The sequence below is a fragment of the Paracoccus angustae genome (assembly GCF_042648745.1).
In the GTDB taxonomy this organism is placed as follows: Bacteria; Pseudomonadota; Alphaproteobacteria; order Rhodobacterales; family Rhodobacteraceae; genus Paracoccus; species Paracoccus angustae.
Genome location: NZ_JBHRXY010000004.1, coordinates 68,492 through 91,088, shown reverse-complemented (window position 1 = coordinate 91,088; position 22,597 = coordinate 68,492). Strand labels below are relative to the sequence as shown.

The 22,597-nt window shown below is 66.4% G+C and carries 20 protein-coding genes and 1 other annotated feature; of the genes, 7 read left to right on the top strand and 13 right to left on the bottom strand.

What is annotated here, in order from left to right:
- Positions 1–50 precede the first annotated feature (50 nt).
- The 6 genes from xsc to ACFOM8_RS07510 form a co-directional block, all read right to left on the bottom strand.
- Entirely contained in the window at positions 51–1,832 is a 1,782-nt protein-coding gene (gene xsc / locus ACFOM8_RS07535) for a sulfoacetaldehyde acetyltransferase (protein ID WP_377760797.1), read from the bottom strand.
- Positions 1,833–1,844: 12 nt separating this feature from the next.
- Positions 1,845–3,233, bottom strand: coding sequence for an NAD(P)/FAD-dependent oxidoreductase (locus ACFOM8_RS07530; protein WP_377760795.1), 1,389 nt, complete (start codon positions 3,231–3,233; stop codon positions 1,845–1,847).
- 5 nt (positions 3,234–3,238) lie between these two features.
- Positions 3,239–3,634: a nuclear transport factor 2 family protein gene (locus ACFOM8_RS07525; protein ID WP_377760793.1), complete on the bottom strand. Its 396-nt coding sequence runs from the start codon at positions 3,632–3,634 to the stop codon at positions 3,239–3,241.
- A gap of 13 nt (positions 3,635–3,647) precedes the next feature.
- Positions 3,648–4,988 (bottom strand): TRAP transporter large permease, encoded by a 1,341-nt coding sequence (locus ACFOM8_RS07520; RefSeq protein WP_377760791.1) that lies wholly within the window; start codon positions 4,986–4,988, stop codon positions 3,648–3,650.
- Positions 4,985–5,545, bottom strand: coding sequence for a TRAP transporter small permease (locus ACFOM8_RS07515; RefSeq protein WP_377760789.1), 561 nt, complete (start codon positions 5,543–5,545; stop codon positions 4,985–4,987). The genes ACFOM8_RS07520 and ACFOM8_RS07515 overlap by 4 nt, the downstream gene beginning before the upstream one ends.
- Positions 5,546–5,617: 72 nt before the next feature.
- Positions 5,618–6,619 carry a TRAP transporter substrate-binding protein gene (locus ACFOM8_RS07510; RefSeq protein ID WP_377760787.1) on the bottom strand — a complete coding sequence of 334 codons (1,002 nt, stop codon included), beginning with the start codon at positions 6,617–6,619 and terminating at the stop codon, positions 5,618–5,620.
- Between the two features lie 111 nt (positions 6,620–6,730).
- Between ACFOM8_RS07510 and pdxR the strand changes: the two genes are divergently transcribed.
- From pdxR to ftsH, 7 genes are all read left to right on the top strand, one after another.
- Positions 6,731–8,203 (top strand): MocR-like pyridoxine biosynthesis transcription factor PdxR, encoded by a 1,473-nt coding sequence (gene pdxR / locus ACFOM8_RS07505; protein WP_377760785.1) that lies wholly within the window; start codon positions 6,731–6,733, stop codon positions 8,201–8,203.
- A gap of 358 nt (positions 8,204–8,561) precedes the next feature.
- Positions 8,562–8,855 carry a DUF2934 domain-containing protein gene (locus ACFOM8_RS07500; protein ID WP_377760783.1) on the top strand — a complete coding sequence of 98 codons (294 nt, stop codon included), beginning with the start codon at positions 8,562–8,564 and terminating at the stop codon, positions 8,853–8,855.
- A gap of 480 nt (positions 8,856–9,335) precedes the next feature.
- Positions 9,336–9,391 (top strand) — a sequence feature (sul1 is cis-regulatory element that is thought to sense ions involved in sulfur or methionine metabolism; They are found in Alphaproteobacteria).
- A 30-nt stretch (positions 9,392–9,421) separates the two neighbouring features.
- Positions 9,422–10,867 carry a SulP family inorganic anion transporter gene (locus tag ACFOM8_RS07495; protein ID WP_377760782.1) on the top strand — a complete coding sequence of 482 codons (1,446 nt, stop codon included), beginning with the start codon at positions 9,422–9,424 and terminating at the stop codon, positions 10,865–10,867.
- Positions 10,868–11,002: 135 nt separating this feature from the next.
- Positions 11,003–11,479: an Hsp20 family protein gene (locus tag ACFOM8_RS07490; protein ID WP_377760781.1), complete on the top strand. Its 477-nt coding sequence runs from the start codon at positions 11,003–11,005 to the stop codon at positions 11,477–11,479.
- A 93-nt stretch (positions 11,480–11,572) separates the two neighbouring features.
- Positions 11,573–12,082: an Hsp20/alpha crystallin family protein gene (locus ACFOM8_RS07485; RefSeq protein WP_377760779.1), complete on the top strand. Its 510-nt coding sequence runs from the start codon at positions 11,573–11,575 to the stop codon at positions 12,080–12,082.
- 73 nt (positions 12,083–12,155) lie between these two features.
- Positions 12,156–12,914: an ETC complex I subunit gene (locus ACFOM8_RS07480; RefSeq protein ID WP_377760777.1), complete on the top strand. Its 759-nt coding sequence runs from the start codon at positions 12,156–12,158 to the stop codon at positions 12,912–12,914.
- A gap of 275 nt (positions 12,915–13,189) precedes the next feature.
- Positions 13,190–15,016, top strand: a complete 1,827-nt coding sequence (gene ftsH / locus ACFOM8_RS07475; protein WP_377760775.1) for an ATP-dependent zinc metalloprotease FtsH — start codon at positions 13,190–13,192, stop codon at positions 15,014–15,016.
- 141 nt (positions 15,017–15,157) lie between these two features.
- On the opposite strand, the gene ACFOM8_RS07470 is transcribed toward ftsH, so the two are convergent.
- The 7 genes from ACFOM8_RS07470 to ACFOM8_RS07440 all read right to left on the bottom strand — a co-directional run bounded on the left by ACFOM8_RS07470 (position 15,158) and on the right by ACFOM8_RS07440 (position 22,572).
- Positions 15,158–16,759 carry an ABC transporter permease gene (locus ACFOM8_RS07470; protein WP_377760773.1) on the bottom strand — a complete coding sequence of 534 codons (1,602 nt, stop codon included), beginning with the start codon at positions 16,757–16,759 and terminating at the stop codon, positions 15,158–15,160.
- 94 nt (positions 16,760–16,853) lie between these two features.
- On the bottom strand, positions 16,854–17,858 hold the full coding sequence (locus ACFOM8_RS07465) for a Fe(3+) ABC transporter substrate-binding protein (protein ID WP_377760771.1): 1,005 nt from the start codon (positions 17,856–17,858) through the stop codon (positions 16,854–16,856).
- Between the two features lie 80 nt (positions 17,859–17,938).
- Positions 17,939–18,985, bottom strand: coding sequence for an ABC transporter ATP-binding protein (locus tag ACFOM8_RS07460; protein WP_377760769.1), 1,047 nt, complete (start codon positions 18,983–18,985; stop codon positions 17,939–17,941).
- 437 nt (positions 18,986–19,422) lie between these two features.
- On the bottom strand, positions 19,423–19,602 hold the full coding sequence (locus ACFOM8_RS07455; RefSeq protein WP_377760767.1) for a hypothetical protein: 180 nt from the start codon (positions 19,600–19,602) through the stop codon (positions 19,423–19,425).
- Positions 19,603–19,624: 22 nt separating this feature from the next.
- Positions 19,625–21,133 carry a tripartite tricarboxylate transporter permease gene (locus ACFOM8_RS07450; RefSeq protein WP_377760765.1) on the bottom strand — a complete coding sequence of 503 codons (1,509 nt, stop codon included), beginning with the start codon at positions 21,131–21,133 and terminating at the stop codon, positions 19,625–19,627.
- A gap of 27 nt (positions 21,134–21,160) precedes the next feature.
- Positions 21,161–21,619, bottom strand: a complete 459-nt coding sequence (locus ACFOM8_RS07445; protein WP_377760763.1) for a tripartite tricarboxylate transporter TctB family protein — start codon at positions 21,617–21,619, stop codon at positions 21,161–21,163.
- Positions 21,619–22,572, bottom strand: a complete 954-nt coding sequence (locus ACFOM8_RS07440; protein WP_377760761.1) for a tripartite tricarboxylate transporter substrate binding protein — start codon at positions 22,570–22,572, stop codon at positions 21,619–21,621. Before ACFOM8_RS07440 ends, ACFOM8_RS07445 begins: the two co-directional genes overlap by 1 nt.
- Between the last annotated feature and the right edge of the window lie 25 nt (positions 22,573–22,597).

Below are 22,597 nucleotides of genomic sequence, written 5' to 3'. Positions count from 1 at the left end.
CCGGCGCGGAGGGTCCGCGCCGGATGGTCAGGTTTGCAAAGCGGTCGGGATCAGGCCGCGCCGCGCTGCGGGCGCATGTCGGCGCGGTCGATCCCGGCCACGGGAACAGGCTTCTTCATCGCGTCGCGGCGGAAGGGCTCGCCCAGTTCCTGGTTCAGCAGGACCTCGATGAAGGTGGTTTCCTTGTTCTTCATCTGGCGTTCGACCGCCTCGTGCAGGGCATGGGTCAGATCCTCGGCGTTGCGCACCTGAACGCCCTGGACGCCGCAAGCCTTGGCGATGCCGGCATAGGTGGTGTCGCGGTGAAGCTCGGTCCCCACGAAGTTGTTGGCATACCACAGCGTCGTGTTGCGCTTTTCCGCACCCCATTGGTAGTTGCGGAAGATCACCATGGTGATCGCGGGCCAGTCCTCGCGGCCCACCGACACCATCTCGTTCATCGAGATGCCGAAGGCGCCATCCCCCGCAAAGCCGATCACCGGGGTGTCGGGGTTGCCGATCTTGGCGCCCAGGATCGCCGGGAAGCCATAACCGCAGGGACCGAACAGGCCCGGCGCCAGATACTTCCGGCCCCCCTCGAAGGTCGGATAGGCGTTGCCGATGGCGCAGTTGTTGCCGATGTCGGAGGACACAATGGCATCCTGCGGCACCGCCTGCATGATCGCGCGCCAGGCCTGGCGCGGGCTCATCAGGCCGCTGTCGCGCTTGCGCGCCCCGGCGTTCCATTCCGTGCCGGGATCGTCCTGTTCGTGATCAAGGCTGGACAGCTCCTGCGCCCAACGCGACTTGGTCCGCGCGACCAGATCGCGGCGTTCCCGGCGCCCGGCATCGCCCGCCCCTGCGCCCAGTTGCGCCAGGATGCCGCGCGCCACCTTGCCCGCATCGCCCTGGATGCCCACCGTGACCTTCTTGGTCAGGCCGATCCGGTCGGCGTTGATGTCGACCTGGATGATCTTGGCGTCCTTCGGCCAGTAGTCGATGCCGTAGCCCGGCAGGGTCGAGAACGGGTTCAGCCGCGTGCCAAGCGCCAGCACCACGTCGGCCTTGGCGATCAGCTCCATCGCCGCCTTTGAGCCGTTATAGCCCAGCGGGCCGACCGCCAGCGGGTGCGAGCCGGGGAAGCTGTCGTTGTGCTGGTAGTTCGAGGCAACCGGCGCATCCAGACGCTCGGCCAGCGTGACCAGATCCGGGATGGCGCCCGACAGAACCACGCCCGCCCCCGACAGGATCACCGGGAACTCGGCCTCGGACAGCATCCGGGCGGCGTCGGCCACCGCCTGCTCGCCGCCTGCCGGACGCTCGAAGGCCACCACCTGCGGCAGCTCGACATCGATCACCTGGGTCCACATGTCGCGCGGAATGTTCATCTGCGCGGGCGCCGAGTTGCGCCAGGCCTGCATGATGACGCGGTTCAGCACCTCGGGGATGCGGGATGGGTCGCGCACCTCCTCCTGGTAGCACACGCAGTCGGCGAACAGGCGCATCTGCTCCATCTCCTGGAAGCCGCCCTGCCCGATGGTCTTGTTGGCGGCCTGCGGCGTGACCAGCAGCAGCGGCGTGTGGTTCCAGTAGGCGGTCTTGACCGGCGTCACGAACCCGGTCACGCCCGGCCCGTTCTGCGCGATCATCATCGACATCTTGCCGGTCGAGCGCGTGAACCCGTCCGCCATCAGCCCCGCATTCGTTTCGTGCGCGGTGTCCCAGAAGGTGATCCCCGCCTTTGGAAACAGATCCGACACAGGCATCATCGCGGACCCGATGATCCCGAACGCATGTTCGATCCCGTGCATCTGGAGGACTTTGACAAAGGCTTCTTCGGTGGTCATTTTCATGGCGATGGCTCCTTATGTCCGCTCGTCGCGATAGTGGTAAAGGTGATAAAGGCCCCACTGGCCCAACCGCCGGAACGGCGTCCTCCAGCCCTCGTGGGGAAGTTCGGTGTTGAAGATCGGCAGGTCTGGGACGGATTTGCCGGCGACCAGCTGCGCCAGGCGGCGGCCCGCCATGGCCGAATACATGACGCCGTTGCCGCCGTATCCCAGCGAATAGAACAGCCCCGGCACATCCGGCAGCCCGGTGATGCGCGGCATCATGTCGTGGCTGACATCGACCCAACCCCACCAGCTGTAGTCCAGGTCGATCCCGCGCAGCGCCGGGAACTTGCGCGCCATGCCTTCGCGCAGCCCGTTCAGGTGCACGGGATTGGCCGCGTCCCGCCCGGTGATCGCCGCGCGCGAGCCGATCTGCAACCGGTTGTCGGGCAGCAGACGGTAGTAATGGCGCAACGTGCGCGTGTCGGTCAGCGGAGACAGGGTCCGGATGCCCACGGCCTCCAGTTCCGATGGAGTCAGGGCACGCGTGACGATGCTGTTCGACATGATCGGCATCAGGCGGTCGCGAAGGCGGCCGTGCAGGCTTCGGGTGGCATAGGCGGCCGTGGCCACGGCAACCCGGCGGGCGCGCACGATGCCGCCCGGCGTGCGCAGGTGGTGAACGCCGTTCTTCAGTTCCCATCCCTGAACGGGACTGTCGGGATGCACGGTGGCCCCCAGTTCGCGGGCCGCGCGCAGATAGCCGAAGGCCAGCTTTGCGGCGTGGATGCCGAGGCCGTCGGCTTCCCACATCGCGCCCTGCGCTTCCTGGTCGCGCACGGCAGTTTGGAACAACTCGTCCCGAGACAGCATCCGGGCATCATAGCCGAATGTGTCGCGCAACAGCTTCGCCTCGGCCCCCAACGTCGGCATGACGCCGGCCTTGTGGGCGATGTAGTAGTGGCCGCCATCCTGCGGATCGCACTGAATGTCGTGGTCGCGCAGCAGCCCGCGGAACAGGGCGAACGCCTCGACCATCTCGTTGTGCAGGCCCCGCGCGACATCCAGGCCCCAGCGGTCGATCCACTGGCTGCGCTTGAGCCGCCCGGCGCTGATCTGCGCCTGCCCGCCGTTGCGGGTGGAACAACCGTAAGCGACTCCGTTGGCCTCCAGCACGGTGGCCTTGACGCCATGTTCCTTGGCCAGGTGGATGGCCGTGGAAAGCCCGGTGTAACCCGATCCGATCACGGCGACATCCACGTCCATGTCGCGCCTCACCGGGCCGTCGCCTTCGGGGGCGGGACCGGCCGTGCCGATCCAGTAGGTCGGGGCATAATCGCTGCCCGGACCCAACGCGCGCGCCGTGATGGGATCGTAATGGGGGTCGAACGGCACCGATCCGCGTTTGTCGATGGGCTGCATAACGGTCACCTGGCCGCGATGTTGGGGCGCTGCTTGCGGATCGCCTGCTTTTCCACGATCTTGCCGTTCCTGATGCGGAACAGGTCGGCGCCCTGCACCTCGGTCCGGGTGCCGTCGGGATTGGTGGCGCGGAACGTCCACTGGCTGACGCCTCGGCTGCCGTCCTCGGAGATGAAGTGCTCGTGGTCGGCCCACTGCACATCGGGCATGGCGGTCCAGACGCCCTCGAAGGCCTTGGCCATGGCTTCGCGCCCTTCGATCCTGTTGCCGTGTTCGCTGTCGCCTGCGACCGTGAAGAACACGCAGTCGTCGCCGAAATGGATCATGACACCGTTGATGTCGTGGCGGTTGAAGGCGTCGAAGGTGGCCTTCAGGTCGTCGGCGGTCAGGGTGCGGGTCATGAAAACTCCTTGGTCAGTAGCCCAGCACGGCGGGAAGCCACAGGGCGATTTGCGGAAAGAGGGCGATGACGAAGATCGCGGCGGTCGAGGCGACGGCGAAGGGCAGCGCGGTCACGCTGATCCGTTCGATGCTTTCGCCCGAGATGCCCGAGGCGATAAACAGGTTCTCGCCCAGGGGCGGGGTCTGGAAGCCCACGGACAGCGTGCAGATCATCACGGTGCCGAAGTGGATCGGGTCGATGCCGACCATGTAGGCCACCGGCAGCATCACGGGGACAAGGATCATGATCGCCGCCAGCGTTTCCATGAACATGCCCACGATCAGGAGCATCCCGATGATCAGCGCCCAGATGGCGTAAAGGTTGGTGGTCAGGCCCAGGATGCCGCCCGCGATGATGCCGGGAACGTTGTTTTCCACCAGGATCCGGCCAAAGATCGTGGCGGCGAACAGCACCAGAAGCACCCGCCCGGCCAGCCAGGTCGTCGCCTCCAGCGCCTTGAACACGTCGGCGACATCCAGTTCGCGATAGACGAAGATGCCCACGAACAGGGTGTAGAAGATGGCGACGATGGCGGCTTCGGTGGGGGTGAACAGGCCGGAATAGATCCCGCCCAGGATCACGATCGGGGCCATCATCGCCCAGAACCCCCGATAGCAGGCGCAGGCGAACTTGCGCAGCGACAGCGGCTCGGACGATCCGTGATACCCCCGGCCCTTGCAGCGGAGAAAGTTCATCAGCAGCAGGCCGCCCGCCATAACCGCGCCGGGCAGGAAACCGGCTATGAACATCTTGGAAATGGACACCGACTGGAACTGTCCGTGCGTCTCGACCGCGGCCGGATCGGGGGCGATCCCCATGGCCGAGATGCCGAAGATGATCATCGGGATCGAGGGCGGGATGACGATGCCCAAGCCGCCGGCTGCTGCCGTTGCCGAGGCCGCATAGTCGCGGCTGTAGCCGTTGCGGATCATGCCGGGGATCATCAGCATTCCCACGGCCGCCGTGGTCGCAGGCCCCGATCCCGAGATCGCGCCGAAGAACAGGCAGGCGACGATGGTCGCGGCGGACAGGCCGCCCGTGAAGGGGCCGGCCAGGCTTTCGGCCACCGCGATCAGGCGCCGCGACAGGCCCGCCGCCTCCATCAGCGCACCGGCCAGGATGAACGAGGGCAGCGCCATCAGCGGAAACGACCCCACCGACGACCAGGCCATCTGCACCATCTTGATCGGATTGTCGCCCAGATAGAACATGGCGGCCAGGGCGGCGACGCCAAGCGCCACGGTGATCGGCGCGCCCAGAACCATCAGCAGGGCGAATGTGCCGAACAGAACCTCTACGACATGGTCGTTCATTTCGCGTGCTCCCGCTGAAAGGCGCGCTGTTCTTCGGCGGCCAGTTCCAGGGCCTGCTCGACCTCGACCTTGTCGGGATCGCGGGGGTCGATGCCCTTCACCAGCTTCAGGTAGTTCACTTGCAGGATGCGGATCGTCATCAGCGCGAAGGCTATGGGCAGCGCCGTGTAGACATAGCGCATTTCCCATCCCAGGGTCTGGGCCTTCACGAAGGGTTTCAGGCGGCCGATGAACTGGATGGCCTGCCAGATGAAGATGACGTTGAAGGCGATCCAGAACAGATCGCCGATGGCCTCCAGAATGCGCGCGGTCCGGCGCGGCATCATGTTCAGGTGAAACGTCACGCGGTTGTGCGCCGCCATCCGCGCCGCGTAAGAGGCGCCGAAATAGGCGAACCAGACGAACAGGATGACGGACAGCTCCTCGATCCAGGTGATCGAGAACCCGAACACCTGGCGGGCGACGATCTGGACGAACAGCAGCGTAACGAAGACTGCCAGAAGCGCTCGGCAGATGTAGCTTTCAAGATGGTCGAGATGCTTCCAGAATGCAGACATGCATCGCCTCCGGCCAGGGGCAGTTCGGGATGGTGTGAAGGAAGGCGGCGGGCGGTCCCGCCGCAGGCTGGTTCACTGAACCGGATCGCGCCCAAGGGATGCCAGCACGCCGTTCAGAACCTCGACGCCGCCGATCTGGTCATAGAACTTGGGCCACACGGTGCCGGTCGCCAGGGCGATGAATTCCTTTTCATCGTCGGCAGGCTTGGCGATCTCCATTCCGCGCCCCACCAGTTCGTCGCGGATCCTGCTTTCCTGTTCGCGCAGAAAGGCGGCGGATGCCTTCGTCGCGGCCTGCCCGGCGGCCAGGATCTGCTGTTGCTCGTCGTCGGACAGGCTTTCGAACAGCGCCTCGCTGACGATCAGCGGCTCGATCGAGAAGATATGGCGCAGGTCGGTGATGTACTTCTGGACCTCGTAGAACTTCATCGCGTTCACGGTCATGTAGGGGTTGTCCTGACCGTCCACGACCTTTTGCTGAAGCGCGGCGAAGGTTTCGCCCCAGGCCATCGGCGTCGGGTTGATGCCCCAGCTCTTGTAGGTCTCGATCATGATCTCGTTCTTGGGCACCCGGACGACCAGGCCTTGCAGGTCGGCCACCGTGGACACCGGCTTGCTGGAGTTGGTGAGCACCCGGAAACCCGAATAGCCCCAGCCGATGATGCGCACGCCGGCGTCTTCCACGGTCTGCTCGACCATCCGCCGGCCGACCTCGCCCTGCGTGACCTTTTCGGCGTCGTCCTGGCTGAGGATGACATAGGGCAGCGTCAGCGTGCCGACAGACGGCGAGAACGGCGTGATGTTGTTGATCGCAAGGATCGAGAAATCCAGCGTTCCGGTGGCGGCGGCGGTCACGGTGTCCTGCTCGTCGCCAAGCTGGCCGTTCAGAAACAGCTTGCCGGTCATGGCGCCGCCGCTTTCCTTTTCAAGCGCCTCGACAAAGGCCTTGCCAAGCGCCTCTTGCGTGCCGCCTGCGCCGTCGCCAACCGCGATGCGATACTCCTCGGCAAAGGCAGGAACGCTGGCCATCAGGCAGATCGCCGTTCCTGCCAGCAGTCTGATCGTTGTTTTCATCGGGCTCCCCTCCCATTTGGCGGCCGGCTTTTGCAGGTCGCGCCTTGGCGGGTAATATTGCCGCGGAAGGAACCAAGTGATATGTCCAGTTGGCGGCGAATATAGGTCCAGATGCCCGGCGTGCTTCCGATCGATGCGATCTTCCTGCGCGACGATGCACTGACGCTACAGGGCCGGCTGGCCGCCGCGATTGTCCGCGCGATCCTGGAAACGCGGGCACGTCCGGGGACAAGGCTGCCGTCCAGCCGCAAGCTGGCCAAGGCGCTGCGCGTCTCGCGCATGACGGTCACGCTGGTTTATCAGGATCTTGTCAGCCAAGGCTATCTGGAGGCCCTGCCCCGTTCGGGGATCGCCATCGCCGCGACGGTGCCGCATCGCCGTGTGGATGTGGCCGCCGCCGCAGGCGTCCGCACCCTCGATTGGCACGAATGGCTGTCTGACCAGACGCTGCCGAGACGGGTGATCCGCAAGCCCGAGAACTGGCGGGAGTTCCGGTTTCCTTTCATCTTCGGCCAGGCCGATTCCAGCCTGTTCGACCATAACGCATGGCGCGACTGCGCGCGGCGCGCCCTGGGAACGCGAGATTTCGCGGAGCTGGCGGCAGATCGTTACGGGGCCGACGATCCGATGCTGATCGACTATATCTGTTCGAACACGCTTCCCCGCCGTGGCTTTCAGGCAAGGCCGGACGAGGTTCTGGTCACGCTCGGCGCTCAGAACGCGCTGTTCCTGGCCACCGAACTGCTTGCCCGCGCCGACCGGCTGGCCGTCACCGAGGAGCCGGGATACCCCGATTTCGCCGAGACCCTGCGCCGCGCCAGCAGTCCGACCGCCTTTCTGCCCGTCGATTCCATGGGACTGGATCCGGCGATGCTGCCGGACAACACCCGGCTGGTCATCACCACGCCCAGCCACCATATCCCGACTGGCGCCACCATGCCGTTGTCACGGCGGCAGGAACTGCTTGGCCGCGCAGAGCAGACGAACGCCCTGATCATCGAGGACGATTACGACTTCGAGATGTCCTATCTGGCGCCCCCTGCCCCGGCGCTGAAGTCGCTCGACGCCTCCGGCAGGGTTATCTACATCGGCAGCTTCTCGAAATCCCTGTTTCCGGGGTTGCGCATCGGATACATGGTTGCGCCTGCCCCGTTCATCGCCCGAGCCCGTGCGCTGAGGGCGATCATGCTGCGCCATCCGCCAAGCCATCTGCAACGGATCACGGCCTATTTTCTGGCCCTGGGGCATTACGACGCGCACATCGTGCGCTTGCGGCGGACATTGAAGGAACGACGGCGGGTTCTTGAAGACGCGCTTGCCCAGACGTCCTTGAGGATCGAAGGTGCGGCGGCCCAGGGCGGTTCCAGCATGTGGCTGAGCGCACGCGGAACCGACAGCGCCGATCTTGCTGCCCGGCTGCGCGAGAAAAGCGTGCTGATCGAACCCGGTGCCGTGTTCTTCGAGGAGCCGCCGTCGCCCTGCCCGGTGTTCCGGTTGGGCTATGCTTCGATCGCGGCAGCCCTGATCCCCGAAGGGGTGACCCTGATCCACGAGATGGCGCGACAACTTGCGCGGTCAGGCTGACAAAGGCCACAAGAGGCCCCCGCTGCCTGCCGGTCGCGCAGCGGGCGGCGGCAGGTCATGCCGAGGCAGCCGCACCTGTGGGAAAGCCTTTTTCCAAGCGATGGCCGCGCGCCGAACCGATCCAAGGCAAGGCGGCCCCTGGGGCGTGGTCATGCAGCCCCCGCCCCCGATGGGGCGCAGCCCCGCGTACAGGCTTTCGCTTGCCCGTGTGGTGATCCGTCATGTCCCGCGCCTTCCGCCCCGGATCTCCGGCTGACCACGACCCAAGCCGGACGCCCCGCCATGGAGGGCCGCCGATCCGGACAGGAACATTCGTCGCGGCGAGGAGTTCTCGGGACGCCATCGCTTGGAGGACGAAATGATGGACCGTGACCGCATCAGCCATCGGGCGCATCGGATCTGGGAGGCGCAAGGACGCCCCGAGGGTCGCGACGCCGAACACTGGGCGCAAGCCCAGGACGAGTTGCGCCGCGAAGGCGTGCTGGGGGACGACAGCCTGTCCGCACTGGACGCGGATACGGTTCCCGATGCCAACGGCAAAGCCGACGGCCGCATCGTCGAAGCAGGCGAAGGCGGAACCGCCGGCGGGCTTGACGAGGCGGAAAAGGCCGTCCTCTCGCCGGTTCAACCTGATGCGGGGGACGGACGCTAGTTCGCGCCCTGGAGCCGGTGCCGGACAGGCTTGCATCGGGTGCAACCCGGGAAGCGTCAGTCTGGCGTCGGCCAGGATCGGGATGTCTGTTCCAGGTGAACGCCGAAACTTATGCCAGGACATGGGCAGAGACGGGACGGACGGATCCCTGCGCATTCAGCACCGCCGCGGCCCTGGCGGATGACCTTCCACCGAGCCTCGCTTGCCGGTCGTGTCTGGCCCTACCTTCGGCCAAGGGGCGGTCCGGGCAAAGCCGTCCCGCGCTTGCCCGGGTTCGTCGGGGTGCCGCGGTCCGCGCGAGCCGGGCACCGGCGCTGTCCGAACGGTTGGCCGACCAGGATTCCGAAAGCCATGCAGGGAACATGACCCGGGGTCGGATGCCTGCCTTATGACATGGCGGCGGGATGACGCGGCAGATGACGCCTCCGGCCGCTATCCGCTTGGCAGCAGCGGCAACTCCGACTATGAGGCTGGCAATCGCATGGACCCGGTGCAAGCCCGGGTGGCTATTCCGGCCGCCGATCCGCCGGACAACGCATCTCAGACGCGTCCTCGCACCTATCACCATGATCATCACACGGCACTATCTGCGCCAGTGGCGGGACAATCCTGTCCGCGAAATCCTTGCCGGGGCGGTGGCGACCTTCGCGCTGATCCCCGAAGTCATCGCCTTTTCCTTCACGGCCGGGATCGATCCCGCCGTGGGGCTTTACGCGTCCTTTGTCATCAGCATCGTCATCGCCCTGTTCGGCGGCCGGCCCGCGATGATCTCGGCGGCGGCCGGCTCGGTCGCGCTGGTTGTGGCGCCGCTGGTGCGCGATCACGGCATGGAGCATCTTTTCGCGGCCGGATTGCTGGCGGGGCTGTTCCAGATCCTTTTCGGCTTTGCCCGGCTGTCCACGCTCATGCGCTATGTGTCGAACTCGGTCCGCACCGGCTTTGTCAACGCGCTGGCCATCCTGATCTTTGCCGCGCAACTGCCCCATGTCCTGAACGCCGGGCCCGGCGGCCATGCCGTGATCGCGGCAGGCCTGGGCGTGATCTATCTGGCGCCGCGCGTGACCACCCGGATTCCGGCGCCGCTGATCTGCGTGGTCCTCTTGACGGCGGCTTGTTCGACCCTGGGTCTCGCGGTGCCGCGCGTCTCGGACCTGGGCATGATGCCCGATGGACTGCCGGTGTTCCACATCCCCGATGTGCCGTGGGATCTTGATCTTCTGGGCATCGTCTTCGCCCCGGCGCTGGCCATCGCGATGGTCGGCCTTCTGGAGAGCCTGATGACGGCGGGCGTCGTGGATGACCAGACCGGCACGCCGTCCGACAAGAACGCCGAGGCGCGGGGCCTGGGGCTGGCCAATATCGCGGCCAGCCTGTTCGGCGGCATCGCGGGCTGCGGCATGATCGGGCAGACCGTTTCGAACGTGAAATACGGGGGGCGCGGGCGGCTGTCCACGATGGCTGCCGGAGGGCTGCTGCTTTTGCTCATGGTCGCGGCGGGCGGGCTGATCGGCCGGGTGCCGGTGGCGGCGCTGGTCGCGATCATGATCACCGTGTCGATCGACACGCTGGACTGGGGTTCCCTGAAGCGGCTGCGCTCCACGCCGATGCTGTCCAATCTGGTCATGCTGGCCACGGTGGCCGTGACGATCCTCAGCCACAACCTCTCGCTCGGGGTGCTGGTCGGCGTTCTGATGAGCGGCGTGTTCTTTGCCGCAAAGGTGGCCGCCATGCAGCATGTCCGCCGCGAGGGGAACCATTACTTCGTCGAGGGGCAGATCTTCTTCGCCTCTGCCGAGGCCTTTGTCGAGGCGTTCGACCCGATCCATCACGATGGCCCGGTCACCATCGACCTGTCGCGCGCCACGCTGTGGGACATCACGGCCATGGCGGCGGTCGAAAAGGTGCGCGACCGCTTCTTGCGGCACGACCTGCCGGTCACGGTCAGGGGCCTGACCGCGGACGCCCCTGGCGCCTTGCGTCCTGTTGATGCCTTGCCGAAGACAGCGCCGTGACCTCTTGAACGGCCAATCGCCCGCCCTAAATCACATCCCGCCGGATGCCTGATCTGGGTCCGGCATACCGGGCGGATGCCGAACATCCCCCGGCAAAAGAACTTATACCCATGTTGCTCAAAGGAGGATGTGGCTATGAGAACCACTTTCGACTTCACCCCCCTGTTCAGGTCGGGCATCGGCTTCGACCGCATGCTGAACGCGCTCGAGGCCGCGAGCCGCGTCGAGGCGATCAACAGCTGGCCGCCTTATGACATCGCCAAGCTGGGCGAGGACGACTACCGCATCACCATGGCGGTGGCGGGCTTCGGCCAGGACGATCTGACCATCACCCAAGAGCACAACATGCTTGTGGTGTCGGGTCAGAAGAACGGCGACGACAATGCCCAGTATCTGCATCGCGGCATCGCCGGGGGCGCCTTCCAGCGCCGGTTCGAGCTGGCCGATCATGTGAAGGTCGTGCAGGCGAGCCTGGTCGATGGTCTGCTGACGGTCGATCTGCGCCGCGAGCTTCCCGAGGAGATGAAGCCGCGCCGGATCGAGATCGGGGCCGGCCACGCGCTGCCCGGGGCCGAGACGAAGCAGATCGAGGCCGACAGGCAAGCCGCCTGACCTTGCCCGCAAGCGCGAAGCGCGCGGCGCCGGACCATCCGTCCGGCGTCTGCGGGACGCATTGACAATCGGTTGAACGAAAGGAGGAAAATCATGAGTGTCCGTGATCTGATCCCCTGGGGCAGAAACGGCGGCAGCCAGGTTCCGGGGGTCTTCCGTGAGAACGAGCGCGACCCGTTCCTGTCGCTGCATCGCGAGATGAACCGGCTGTTCGATGAGGCCTTCCGCGGCTTCGGTCCGAACCTGCCTTCGCTTCACGGGGCCTCTGCCTTCGGCGCCGGATGGCCGAGCGTCGAGATCTCCGACGGCGAGAAGGAGATCAAGGTGACGGCCGAGGTGCCCGGTCTCGAGGAAAAGGACATCGAAGTCCTGCTCGAGGACGGCGTGCTGACGCTGAAGGGCGAAAAGCGGTCCGAGACCGAAAACAAGGACAGGCAGTTCTCGGAACGCTTCTATGGCCGCTTCGAGCGCCGCATCCCGCTGGGCTACGAGGTGCAGGAAGACGGGGTGGACGCGCAGTTCAGGAACGGCGTGCTGACCGTGACCTTGCCCAAGAGCGAAAAGGCGCAGTCGCAGGTCAAACGCATCGCCATCAAGAGCTGACGCATGACAGCCGCCGGCCGGCGGGCCATCGGGCCGCCGCCGGCGGCATCCTTCGCCAGATCGGGAGGGATGAATGATGGAAACGATTCAGGTCGACAGATCAACCACGATGCCGGTTCCGCAGGGCTGGCTCGCCAACGACAACCGGCAGCTTCTTTCAACCCGGCGCACGATCTTTCCCGGGGACGCGATCGCGCGCATCTACAGGCCGTCCCGTTCGGCCATGACCTCGGGCAGGGCCTGCACCGGGAAATGGCGTCTCGTCTTCGAGCCGCGCCACGCGCCCTTTATCGAGCCGTTGATGGGCCATACCGGCAGCGACGACACGCTGGTCCAGGTCGAACTCGAGTTCCCGACGCTGGAAGCGGCCATGGGTTACGCGGAACGGCAGGGGCTGGCCTATGTCGTGCAGACGCCGCCCGGGCAGATCCGCCGTGACCGTCCCCAAGATCCCGGCAGGACGGCCGCCCGGAACAACGGATCGGCCCAGGCCTTCTCGGATGCGACGCTCGACAGGCTGGGGCTTGGAGAGCTTCAGGAAAGCTACGGACGTGCGCTTGACGGCGCCGCCAGGCGGAACGACCCGCGCGGTTCGGACGGCTGGGCGGCGCCCATGGACGTGGTGCGCGATCCGGCGCCGACCCTGGAGGCCAAGCGGTCGATCCTGATGAACTGGGCTTGGACGGAATATCTGATCGACCAGGCGGCCAACGACGGCACGTCCGCCCGTGCCCGGGCGTCGCGCCTCCACGAGGTCGAGCAGGCGCTGCTTGCGCTGGAACGCGGGGGCCAGGCCCAGCGGAACCAGTCCGGCCCGCACATGGCGGCATGAGGGGCAGCGATGACTCCGCCAAGCGTCCTTGATCGCCTGAAGGTCACGCCGCCGCCTGACGCTGCCGCGCGTCCGGGGGGCGAAGCCGGGCTTCGATCGGGCCGGCCGGCGCACGGGCAGGATCGTGCTGCGCGGAACCGCCGCAGGCCTGCTTTTCCGATGCGGACCCGCGCGGGTTCCGCCCCTATGGCGGCGAGGCGTCCTTTCCCGCCGCCGATCCGTAACAGCGGCCGTCTTCTTCCGGCCGACATCTGACGTGGAGCGCCAAGATGGACATGGACAGGAAAACGCAATTCAACATCGGATACTGGATCGCCGCCTTCTTCGTCCTGATGGCGTTCCAGTATCTTTACACCGCCGCCACCCAGGTCGCCCAGATCCCCTACAGCCAGTTCACCACCTATCTCGAGGAGGGCAGGATCGCCGAGGTGGCGGTGTCGGACCGCTTCATCCAGGGGACGTTCACGGAACCGCTGGACGGTCGCGAAATGTTCATCACCACGCGCGTCGAACCCGGCCTGGCGCGCGAGCTTCAGGAACATGGCGTCACCGTCATCGGTCAGATCGAAAGCACCTTCCTGCGCGACCTGTTGTCCTGGGTGGTGCCCGTTCTTCTTTTCGTCGGGATCTGGATGTTCGTGCTGAAGCGCATGGGCAACGGCCTGGGCGGCGGGCTCATGCAGATCGGCAGGTCGAGGGCCAAGGTCTACGTCCAGTCGGACACCGGGGTGACATTCGAGGATGTCGCGGGCGTTGACGAGGCCAAGGACGAACTGAGGGAAATCGTCGATTTCCTGAAGGATCCGCAAGGCTATGGCCGCCTCGGAGGGCGCATGCCCAAAGGCATCCTGCTTGTCGGCCCTCCGGGGACCGGCAAGACCCTGCTCGCCAAGGCGGTGGCGGGCGAGGCCGGCGTGCCCTTCTTCTCGATTTCCGGTTCCGAATTCGTGGAGATGTTCGTGGGCGTGGGGGCCGCGCGCGTGCGCGACCTGTTCGAGCAGGCCCGCGCCAAGGCCCCGGCCATCATCTTCATCGACGAACTCGACGCGCTTGGCCGCGCCCGCGGCATCGGGCCGATCGCGGGCCACGACGAGAAGGAGCAGACGCTCAACCAGCTTCTTGTCGAGCTCGACGGCTTCGACTCCTCGACCGGCCTCGTGCTGCTTGCCGCCACGAACCGCCCCGAGATCCTCGATCCCGCCTTGCTGCGGGCGGGGCGCTTCGACCGCCAGGTGCTGGTGGACCGGCCCGACAGGCAGGGACGGGTGCAGATCCTGAACGTCCACCTGAAAAAGGCGAAGCTCGCGCCGGACGTAAGCCCCGAGAAGATCGCGGGGCTGACGCCCGGATTCACCGGGGCGGACCTTGCCAACCTGGTCAACGAGGCCACCCTGCTGGCCACCCGCCGCCGGGCGGATGCCGTGACGATGGAGGACTTCAACAACGCGGTGGAGCGGATCGTGGCCGGCCTCGAAAAGCGCAACCGCCTCCTCAACCCCCGAGAGCGCGAGATCGTCGCCTATCACGAAATGGGCCACGCGCTGGTGGCGATGGCGCTGCCGGGCGTCGATCCGGTCCACAAGGTCTCGATCATTCCCCGCGGCATCGGCGCCTTGGGCTACACGATCCAGCGTCCGACCGAGGACCGCTTCCTGATGACCCTTGACGAACTGAAGAACAAGATGGCCGTGCTTCTCGGCGGGCGCGCGGCGGAACGGATCGTTTTCGGCCATCTCTCGACCGGTGCCGCGGACGACCTGGCCAAGGTCACGGACATCGCCCGCGCCATGGTCACGCGCTACGGCATGTCGGAAAAGCTGGGCCATGTCGCGCTGGAAAAGAGCCCGCGCTCGTTCCTCGCCCCCGAGCAGCCCCCCTATGGCCCGCAGGAACGCAGCTATTCCGACGAGACGGCCGCCGCCATCGACGAAGAGGTGCGCCGGATTGTCGACGAGACCTTCGCCCGGACGGTCGATCTGCTGACGGAACGCCGCGATGTGCTGGAGCGCACCGCGCGCCGGCTGCTGGAACAGGAAACCCTGGACGAAAACCAGATTCGGGAGCTTCTCGGCCAGCCGGAGCGATCCGCCGCGGCGGAGTGAACCGGACATGCCGCACGCCCGGGGGCCAAGGGGCGGCCCCCGGGCGTCGGCCGAGCCTAAAGGTTCGCGGGGGGCGCGGCGGCGAACGGCGCCGCGCGCGCCCTCATGCCCCGCCCCATCGGCTTTGCCGTCTTGCCGGCATCAGCCGGCACGGCCGACACGCGCCAGCAGGATCACGGGCAGGATGCCGACCAGAACGATGGCAAGGGCCGCGATGGCGGCTTCCTCATAGGTGCCGCGGGCCGCTTCGCCATAAAGATGCGTCGCCAGTGTTTCGAAGTTCAGCGGGCGGAGCAGCAGGGTCGCGGAAAGCTCCTTCATGCAATCCACGAAGACCAGAAGCCCGGCCGCGGCCAGGGCCGCCCGGGACAGCGGCAGATGGACCTGGCGCAGCGTGCCGCCGATCCCGTGGCCCAGCGTGCGGGCGGACTGATCATAGCTGCGCGGGATGCGGGTCAGCCCCGCCTCGACCGAGCCGATCGAGATCGCCAGAAAGCGCGCCAGATAGGCATAGCCGAGCGCCAGCCCCGACCCGATCAGCACCAGGCCGGGATCAATGCCGAACAGCTCCTTGGCCGTCCGGCCGATCCAGCGGTCCAAGCCGCCAGCGGCAATCAAGATCCCGAGCGCCAGGATCGTGCCGGGCATGGCATAGCCCAGCGAGGCGACGCGCTGGACGGCCTGCATGCCCCGTTGCGGAAAGACGCGCGCGGCAAAGGCGACAACCAGGCCGCAAGCCAGGATCGCGCCGGTCGCCAGGGTGGACAGGATCAGGGTGTTCGCGGCCTCGGTCACGAGGCGGGCGGACAGGCCGGCGAACTGGAACCGCTTCAAGGCCTCGACCGCCAGATACGAGGCGGGAAGGACGAAGCCCAGGATCACCGGCAGCAAGCAGGCGCACAACGCCCCCCACCGGGCGGCGCCCGTCAGCGGCTGCCGCACCAGGCTGCGGGCGCGCTGCGCGCTGACGGAATAGCGCTGTTTCCGGCGCGCCCACCGCTCCAGAGAGATCAGCGCGACCACCAGCGCCAGCATCGCCAAGGCGATCTGCGACGCCCCGGCCAGGTCCGACCGCGTGACCCAGGTCGTGTAAACCGAGATGGTGAGCGACCGGACGCCCAGGAATTCGGATGCGCCGATGTCGTTCAGCGTCTCCATCAGGGCCAGGCTGATGCCGATGGCAATGGCCGGACGCGCCAAGGGCAAGGCGACGCGCCACAGGATCCGGCGTCGGGTGGTGCCGAGCGTCTGGGCGGCCTCGACCAGATTGGCGGCCTGGGTCATGAACATGGCCCGCACCGGCAGATAAACGTAAGGGTAAAGCACCAGCCCCAGAAGCAGGACCGCCCCGGTCATGGACCGGATGTCGGGCAGCCGGAAGTCGCGCGGGCTGTCATGGCCCAGCACGGCGCGGATCGCGGACTGGAACGGCCCAAGCGGATGCAGCATGTCCAGATAGGCATAGGCGACGATATAGGTCGGCACCGCCAGGGGCAGGATCAGCGCCCATTCCAGCATCCGCCGCCCCGGAAAGTCATAGGCCGCGACCAGCCACGCGACCCCCGTTCCGATCACGGCCGTTATCGTGCCCACACCGGCCATCAGGATCGCGGTCTGGGTCAGCGCATGGGGCAGGACGTGCCGGGCCAGGTGGCTCCACAAGCCCTCGGATCCCCAGGCCGCCTGCCAGGCCAGCGCCAGCACAGGAACCAGAACCAGCCCCGCGATCAGCAGGCTGGCCACGGCCCAAGACCCCCCGCGCAGGCGGAGGGCCGGTGCCGCCGACAACGGCACGGGAACCGAAACCCCGCGGCGGGGCCGGTCCCCGCCGCCGGTTTCAGTTGTCGAAGCCGACACGGTCGACCAGTTCGCTCGCGGCCTTGCGGTTCTTCACGATCTCGGTCAAGGGAACCGGATCGACCCGCAGCTCGCCAAAGGACGCGATGATCGGATCGACGGCCGCGCCAGGCTTGACCGGATATTCGTAGTTCGCCTCGGCATAGATCTTCTGCGCCTCGTCGGAAACAAGGAATTCCAGCAATTGCACCGCTTCGTCGCGGTTCGGTGCGTGCTTGGCGACCGCGGCGCCGCTGATGTTCACATGCGTTCCGCCGTTTTCAAAGGTCGGCAGGATCACCTTGATCGCATCGCCCCAGGCACGCTGCTCGTCGCCGCCCTTTCCCGACCGCATCAACCCGACGTAATACGAGTTCGCAACGGCGATGTCGCAGATGCCGCCGCCGATGTCCTTGGCCCCGTCGCGGTCGCCGCCGCCCGCCTGGCGCGCCAGATTGGCCTTGAGCCCGGTCAGCCATTCCTCGGTCCTCGCCGCGCCGTGGTGGGTCATGAAGGCCGAGAACAGCGCCGTGTTGTAGGGGTGCTGGCCCGACCGGATGCAAAGGCGGCCCTTCCACTCCGGGTCGGCCAGATCCTCATAGGTGATGGCGTCCAGATCCAGGTCGCTGGCGGCGTAAACCACCCGGGCGCGCATCGACAGGGCGAACCAGTGATTGCCGGGATCGCGCAGGTTTTCCGGAACAGCCGCCGTCAGGACTTCGGATTCGACCGGCTGCGTCAGCCCCCTGTCCACCAGATCGGCCAGGTTTCCCGCATCCACGGCCATCAGCAGATCGGCAGGCGAGCTTTCACCCTCCGAGGCCACGCGTTCGGCCAGACCGTCCTTGAGAAAGACCGTGTTGACCTTGGTTCCCGTGGATTGGGTGAACGCTTGCAGCAGCGGCTCGATCAGGCCCGGCTCTCGCGAGGTGTAGAGGTTCAGCTCCTGCGCATTGGCGCCGCCCGTTCCCATGGCCACGAACAAAAGAATCGGTGCAAGTTTCATGATCTCCCCCTTGAAGCCGCAAAGGCAGTTCCAAGGCTGATAAGCAGTTGGCGGAATGTAGTCTAGTATTTTCCTCAAGTTTACGCGGCCGGAAGGCCGCCGCCTTGCGGTTCTTCGGGAAAGACATGGACCTGAGCGCCGTTCAGTTGCAGGCTGACCTTTTCTCCGATGCCGACGGGAATGCGCACATGGGAATGCATCCGCAGGCTTTGCGCCAGCGGATGAACCATGATGTCGATCAGTTCGCTTTCCCCCATGAAGGTCTTTGCCACCACACGGGCGGAAATGCCCTGCCCGTCGGGTCCGATGGACAAGGCCTGGGGACGGATGCAGGCCAGGGCAAGCGCCCCGTCGGGCAGATCCAGACTGGCGGGAAAGGTGCCGATGGGCGTTTCGATCCGGCCCTTGGCCCAAACGCCCGTCAGGCGGTTGCATGGCCCCATGAACTCGGCCGCGTAGGCAGAGCAGGGCCGGTCGTAGATCTCGAACGGCGTGCCCACCTGCTCGATGCGGCCCGCCCGCATCAGCACGATCAGATCGCCCACGGCAAGAGCCTCTTGCGGATCATGGGTGACGATGATGGCGGTGGTGCCGATCCCGCCGAGGATGTCCACGGTTTCCCGCCTTACCCGTTCCCGCAAGCCTTGATCCAGGTTCGAGAAAGGCTCGTCCATCAACAGGATCGCCGGTTGCGGGGCAAGCGCGCGGGCCAGGGCCACGCGCTGCTGCTCTCCTCCCGACAGCGAATGGGGAAGACGGTCGAGCAGATGGTTCAGTCCGATGCGCGCGGCCACCTCGGCCACCCGGTCTTTCCGGGCCGGCTTGGACAGGTGGCGCAGGCCGAAGGCGAGGTTCTCGGCCACGCTGAGATGAGGAAACAGGGCGTAGTCCTGGAACATGAAGCCGATCTTGCGGTGTTCGGGTTCGACAAAGCGGCCATGGCCGACGATCTCGGTTCCGCCCATGCGGATCCGGCTGCCAGGGTCAGGCCGATCAACGCCCGAAATGATCCTCAGAAGGGTCGATTTCCCGCAGCCGGACTGCCCCAGCAGGCAGGTGATCTTGCCGGACGGAATGGCAAGCGAGATTTCGGACAGGACGGCCCGGCCGTCGAAATGGCGCGACACGCGTTCAAGTTCAAGCGCAGATGCAGGATCGGTATGCAAGCCTCGCCTTTCAGTTCTAGCCCAGCCGTCACGCGGATGATCGACAGCCCGTCTGGCGGTGTTATCTGAACGGCTCCTTGATCTCCAGTCCGCCATGCCGCCAAGCGCCACCAAGAACGACCGACGCGGGCCAGGCCGCGCCGTCCGTCCTGGCATCGGGGTTCCGGTCCGCGGAAGGGATCAGACGGGTGGCGGGCGGTTTGTCCACGCCATCCGGCACCGGCTCTCGCATCGGCGGAGGCTTTCCTTTCTGCCGATCCGGCAGGCCCGACACGGCAGCGCCGCCCCCATGCGTGATCCATCGACCGAAATCCGACACCCGTTTTCCGGGATGGTCGGGCTGCGGCCTCAAACCGCCGGGCCTGCCAACGCCGTCGCCTGAACTACCATTCGCGCGATCATCCGGCCGACCCTATAGTTAAGACCAGGAACTCCGGCTCCACGCTGTCAAAGGCCATGGCCTCGCTGGCGGCCTTGCCTTGCGTGACGGCATTCAGCGCATCCAAATCCGGCACGTCCGTCATGACCGCCACCCGGGCCGGATCTTGCGGATCGACGAATGTTCGAATGTTGGTCATTCCGAGCGAACCGATTCCGGCTTCAGCCTTCCTCTTCCTGGAAGGCTTCCTCGCGGGTCTTGCGGAAGGACGGCAGGATCATCAGCGCCAGCAGGATCACGGTTGCGATCAGCATGGTCAGGCTGATCGGGCGTTCCACGAAGATGCCGGGATCGCCCTGGGTGATCAGCAGCGTCCGGCGCAGGTTCGATTCCAGCAGCGGGCCAAGCACAAAGCCCAGCAGCAGCGGCCCCGGCTCGCATTTCGCCTTGCGGAAGGCATAGCCCAGAAGGCCGAAACCCGCCGCCAGGATCACGTCGAAGATGCGGTTGTTCATCGAATAGACGCCGATGCAGCAGAACAGCAGGATCGCCGGATACAGCAGACGATAGGGCACCGTCAGCAGCTTGACCCAGATCCCGATCATCGGCAGGTTGATGATGACCAGAAGCAGGTTGCCGATCCACATCGAGGCGACGAGGCCCCAGAAGATCTCGGGCTGGTTGGTCAGCACGGTCGGCCCGGGCGTGATCCCGTGGATCATGAAGGCCGACAGCATCATCGCCATCATGTTGTTGGACGGGATGCCCAGCGTCAGCAGCGGGATGAAGGACGACTGGGCTGCGGCGTTGTTGGCGGCCTCGGGGGCGGCCACGCCCTCGACCACGCCGGTGCCGAACTTGTGCGGCGTCCTCGACATCTTCTTTTCGAAGGAATAGGCGCTGAACGACGCCAGCGTCGCCCCGCCGCCGGGCAAAAGGCCCAGAAAGGTGCCGACGCCGGTGCCGCGCAGCACGGCCGCCCAGGACCGGCGGAAATCGTCGCGCGACGGCCACAAACGGCTGATGGGCGCCAGCGTCACCCCCTCGGATCCCGAGCGTTCGAGGTTTGCGATGATCTCCGAGAAGCCGAAGATGCCGATGGCGATGACGATGAAGTCGATGCCGTCGAACAGCTCGATGGCGCCAAAGGTCAGCCGCTCGGCCCCGGTCGCCTGGTCGGTTCCGACCATGCCCAGCAGCAGGCCGATCAGGATCATGCCGATCGCCTTCAGGACCGGACCGCTGGCCAGGATCGTCGCGGCCAGCAGGCCGAACACCATCAGCGACACATACTCGGCAGGGCCGAAGGACAGCGCAAAGGTCGAAAGGGTCGGCCCGGCCACGGCGATGGCGAAGGTCGCGACGGTTCCGGCGAAGAACGATCCCAGTGCCGCGACGGCCAGCGCCGCCCCCGCCCGGCCCTGCTGCGCCATCTGATAGCCGTCCAGCGTGGTGACCACGCTGGACGCCTCGCCCGGCAGGTTCACCAGAACGGCGGTGGTGGTGCCGCCGTATTGCGCGCCGTAATAGATCCCGGCCAGCATGATGATCCCGGCCAGCGGCGGCAGGAAAAAGGTGATGGGCAGCAGCACGGCGATGGTGGCGGTCGGGCCGATCCCCGGCAGCACGCCGATCAGCGTGCCCAGCAGCGCGCCCAGCAGGCAGAAGCTGAGGTTCTGCACGGTCATGGCTTCGCTGAAGCCCAGCAGAAGCAGGTCGATAAAGCTCATACGTTCCTCCCCAGGACGCGCAATGTGTCAGACGGGCCAGAGCGGCACCTGGACACCCAGGCCGTAGACAAAGACAAGCGCGCCGAATGCGGTCAGCCCGACGGCAAGCCACAGCGTGTGCTTCCAGTTGCCGCCCGGATCGGCCAGCGATCCGGCCACGATCAGCCACAGCGAGGCCAGCACAAAGCCAAGATGCGTCGCGGCATAGGCGAAGACGACGATGGCCAGGGTGATCGCCAGGACCGGCCTTGGCTTGATGGTCTCGATGGCCAGGGCGGGACGGCCCAGGGCCGGGACGCCCACCGCAAGGCCCACGGCGATCAGAAGCACGCAAACGACGCGGGGCAGAAAACCCGGCCCCATCTGCGCCAGCGTGCCGGTATCAAGCCCCCGGCTCATGAAAAGCCCAAGCGCACCGAGACCGGCAAAGATCGCCGCCGTCAGCAGATCGGGCCTGTCGCCCCTGGCCGACGAGGAACGGGCCATCACTGGCCCCCCTCGATCAGCTTGAAGATCTCGGTATAGCGGGCCAGCCGCACGGGCATGTCGGCCTGCCAGTCCGCGCCCGACTTGAAGGACAAGGGCAGCGCCTGCTGCCTGGCCTTTTCCTGGAACTCGGGGTTGGCCAGCGCGGCGTCCACGGCGGCGGCCAGCCTGGCGCGGATCTCCTCGGGGACGTCGCAATGGGCGGCAAGGCCGCGTTCCGACGACATCAGCACGTCGAAACCCTGTTCCTTGGCCGTTGGCAGGTCCGGGGCCAGGGTCGAGCGTTCCTCGGCGAACTGCGCCAGCGCCCGGAACGACCCGGGGTCGCTGGTGGTGTATTCGCCGACGTTCAGGCCGATCATCGCGACATGGCCGCCCAGAAGCGCGGTCTTTGCCTCGTTCGCGCCGCCGAAGGGCACGGCGGTCAGGTCGATGCCTGCGGCCTGTTCCAGTTGCAGCATGGCCAGATGCTCGTCGGTGCCGACGCCGGTGGTGCCCACGGACACCGCGCCGGGGTTGGCCTTGGCGAAGGCCACCAGATCGGCCAGAGACTGATAGTCGGATCCCGCCTGGACGATAAAGGTTCCCGGATCCTCGACAATGCGGGCGATGGGGCAGATGTCGGCGGGATCATAGCGCAGGGTGCGGCCGATCTGCATGGTCAGAAAGCCCGGCGTGTTCAGCGAGGACACGGTATAGCCGTCGGGACGGGCCTGCGACAGCGCCGTGTAGGCGATCTCGCCCGAGGCGCCGGGACGGTTCAGCACCGGGATCTGCGTGTCCAGCTCCGCCTCCAGGAACGGCGCCAGGGTGCGCAGCATGATGTCGGTGCCGCCGCCGGGGGCAAAGGCCACGATCATTTCGATCGGGCGGTCGGCGGGCCAGTCGGCCAGCGCGGCGGTGGCGGTCGTGGCCAGCATCGCGGCCAGGGCCGCGGTTTTGGTGATGGTCATGGTTTCTCCTCCCGAGAATATGTGT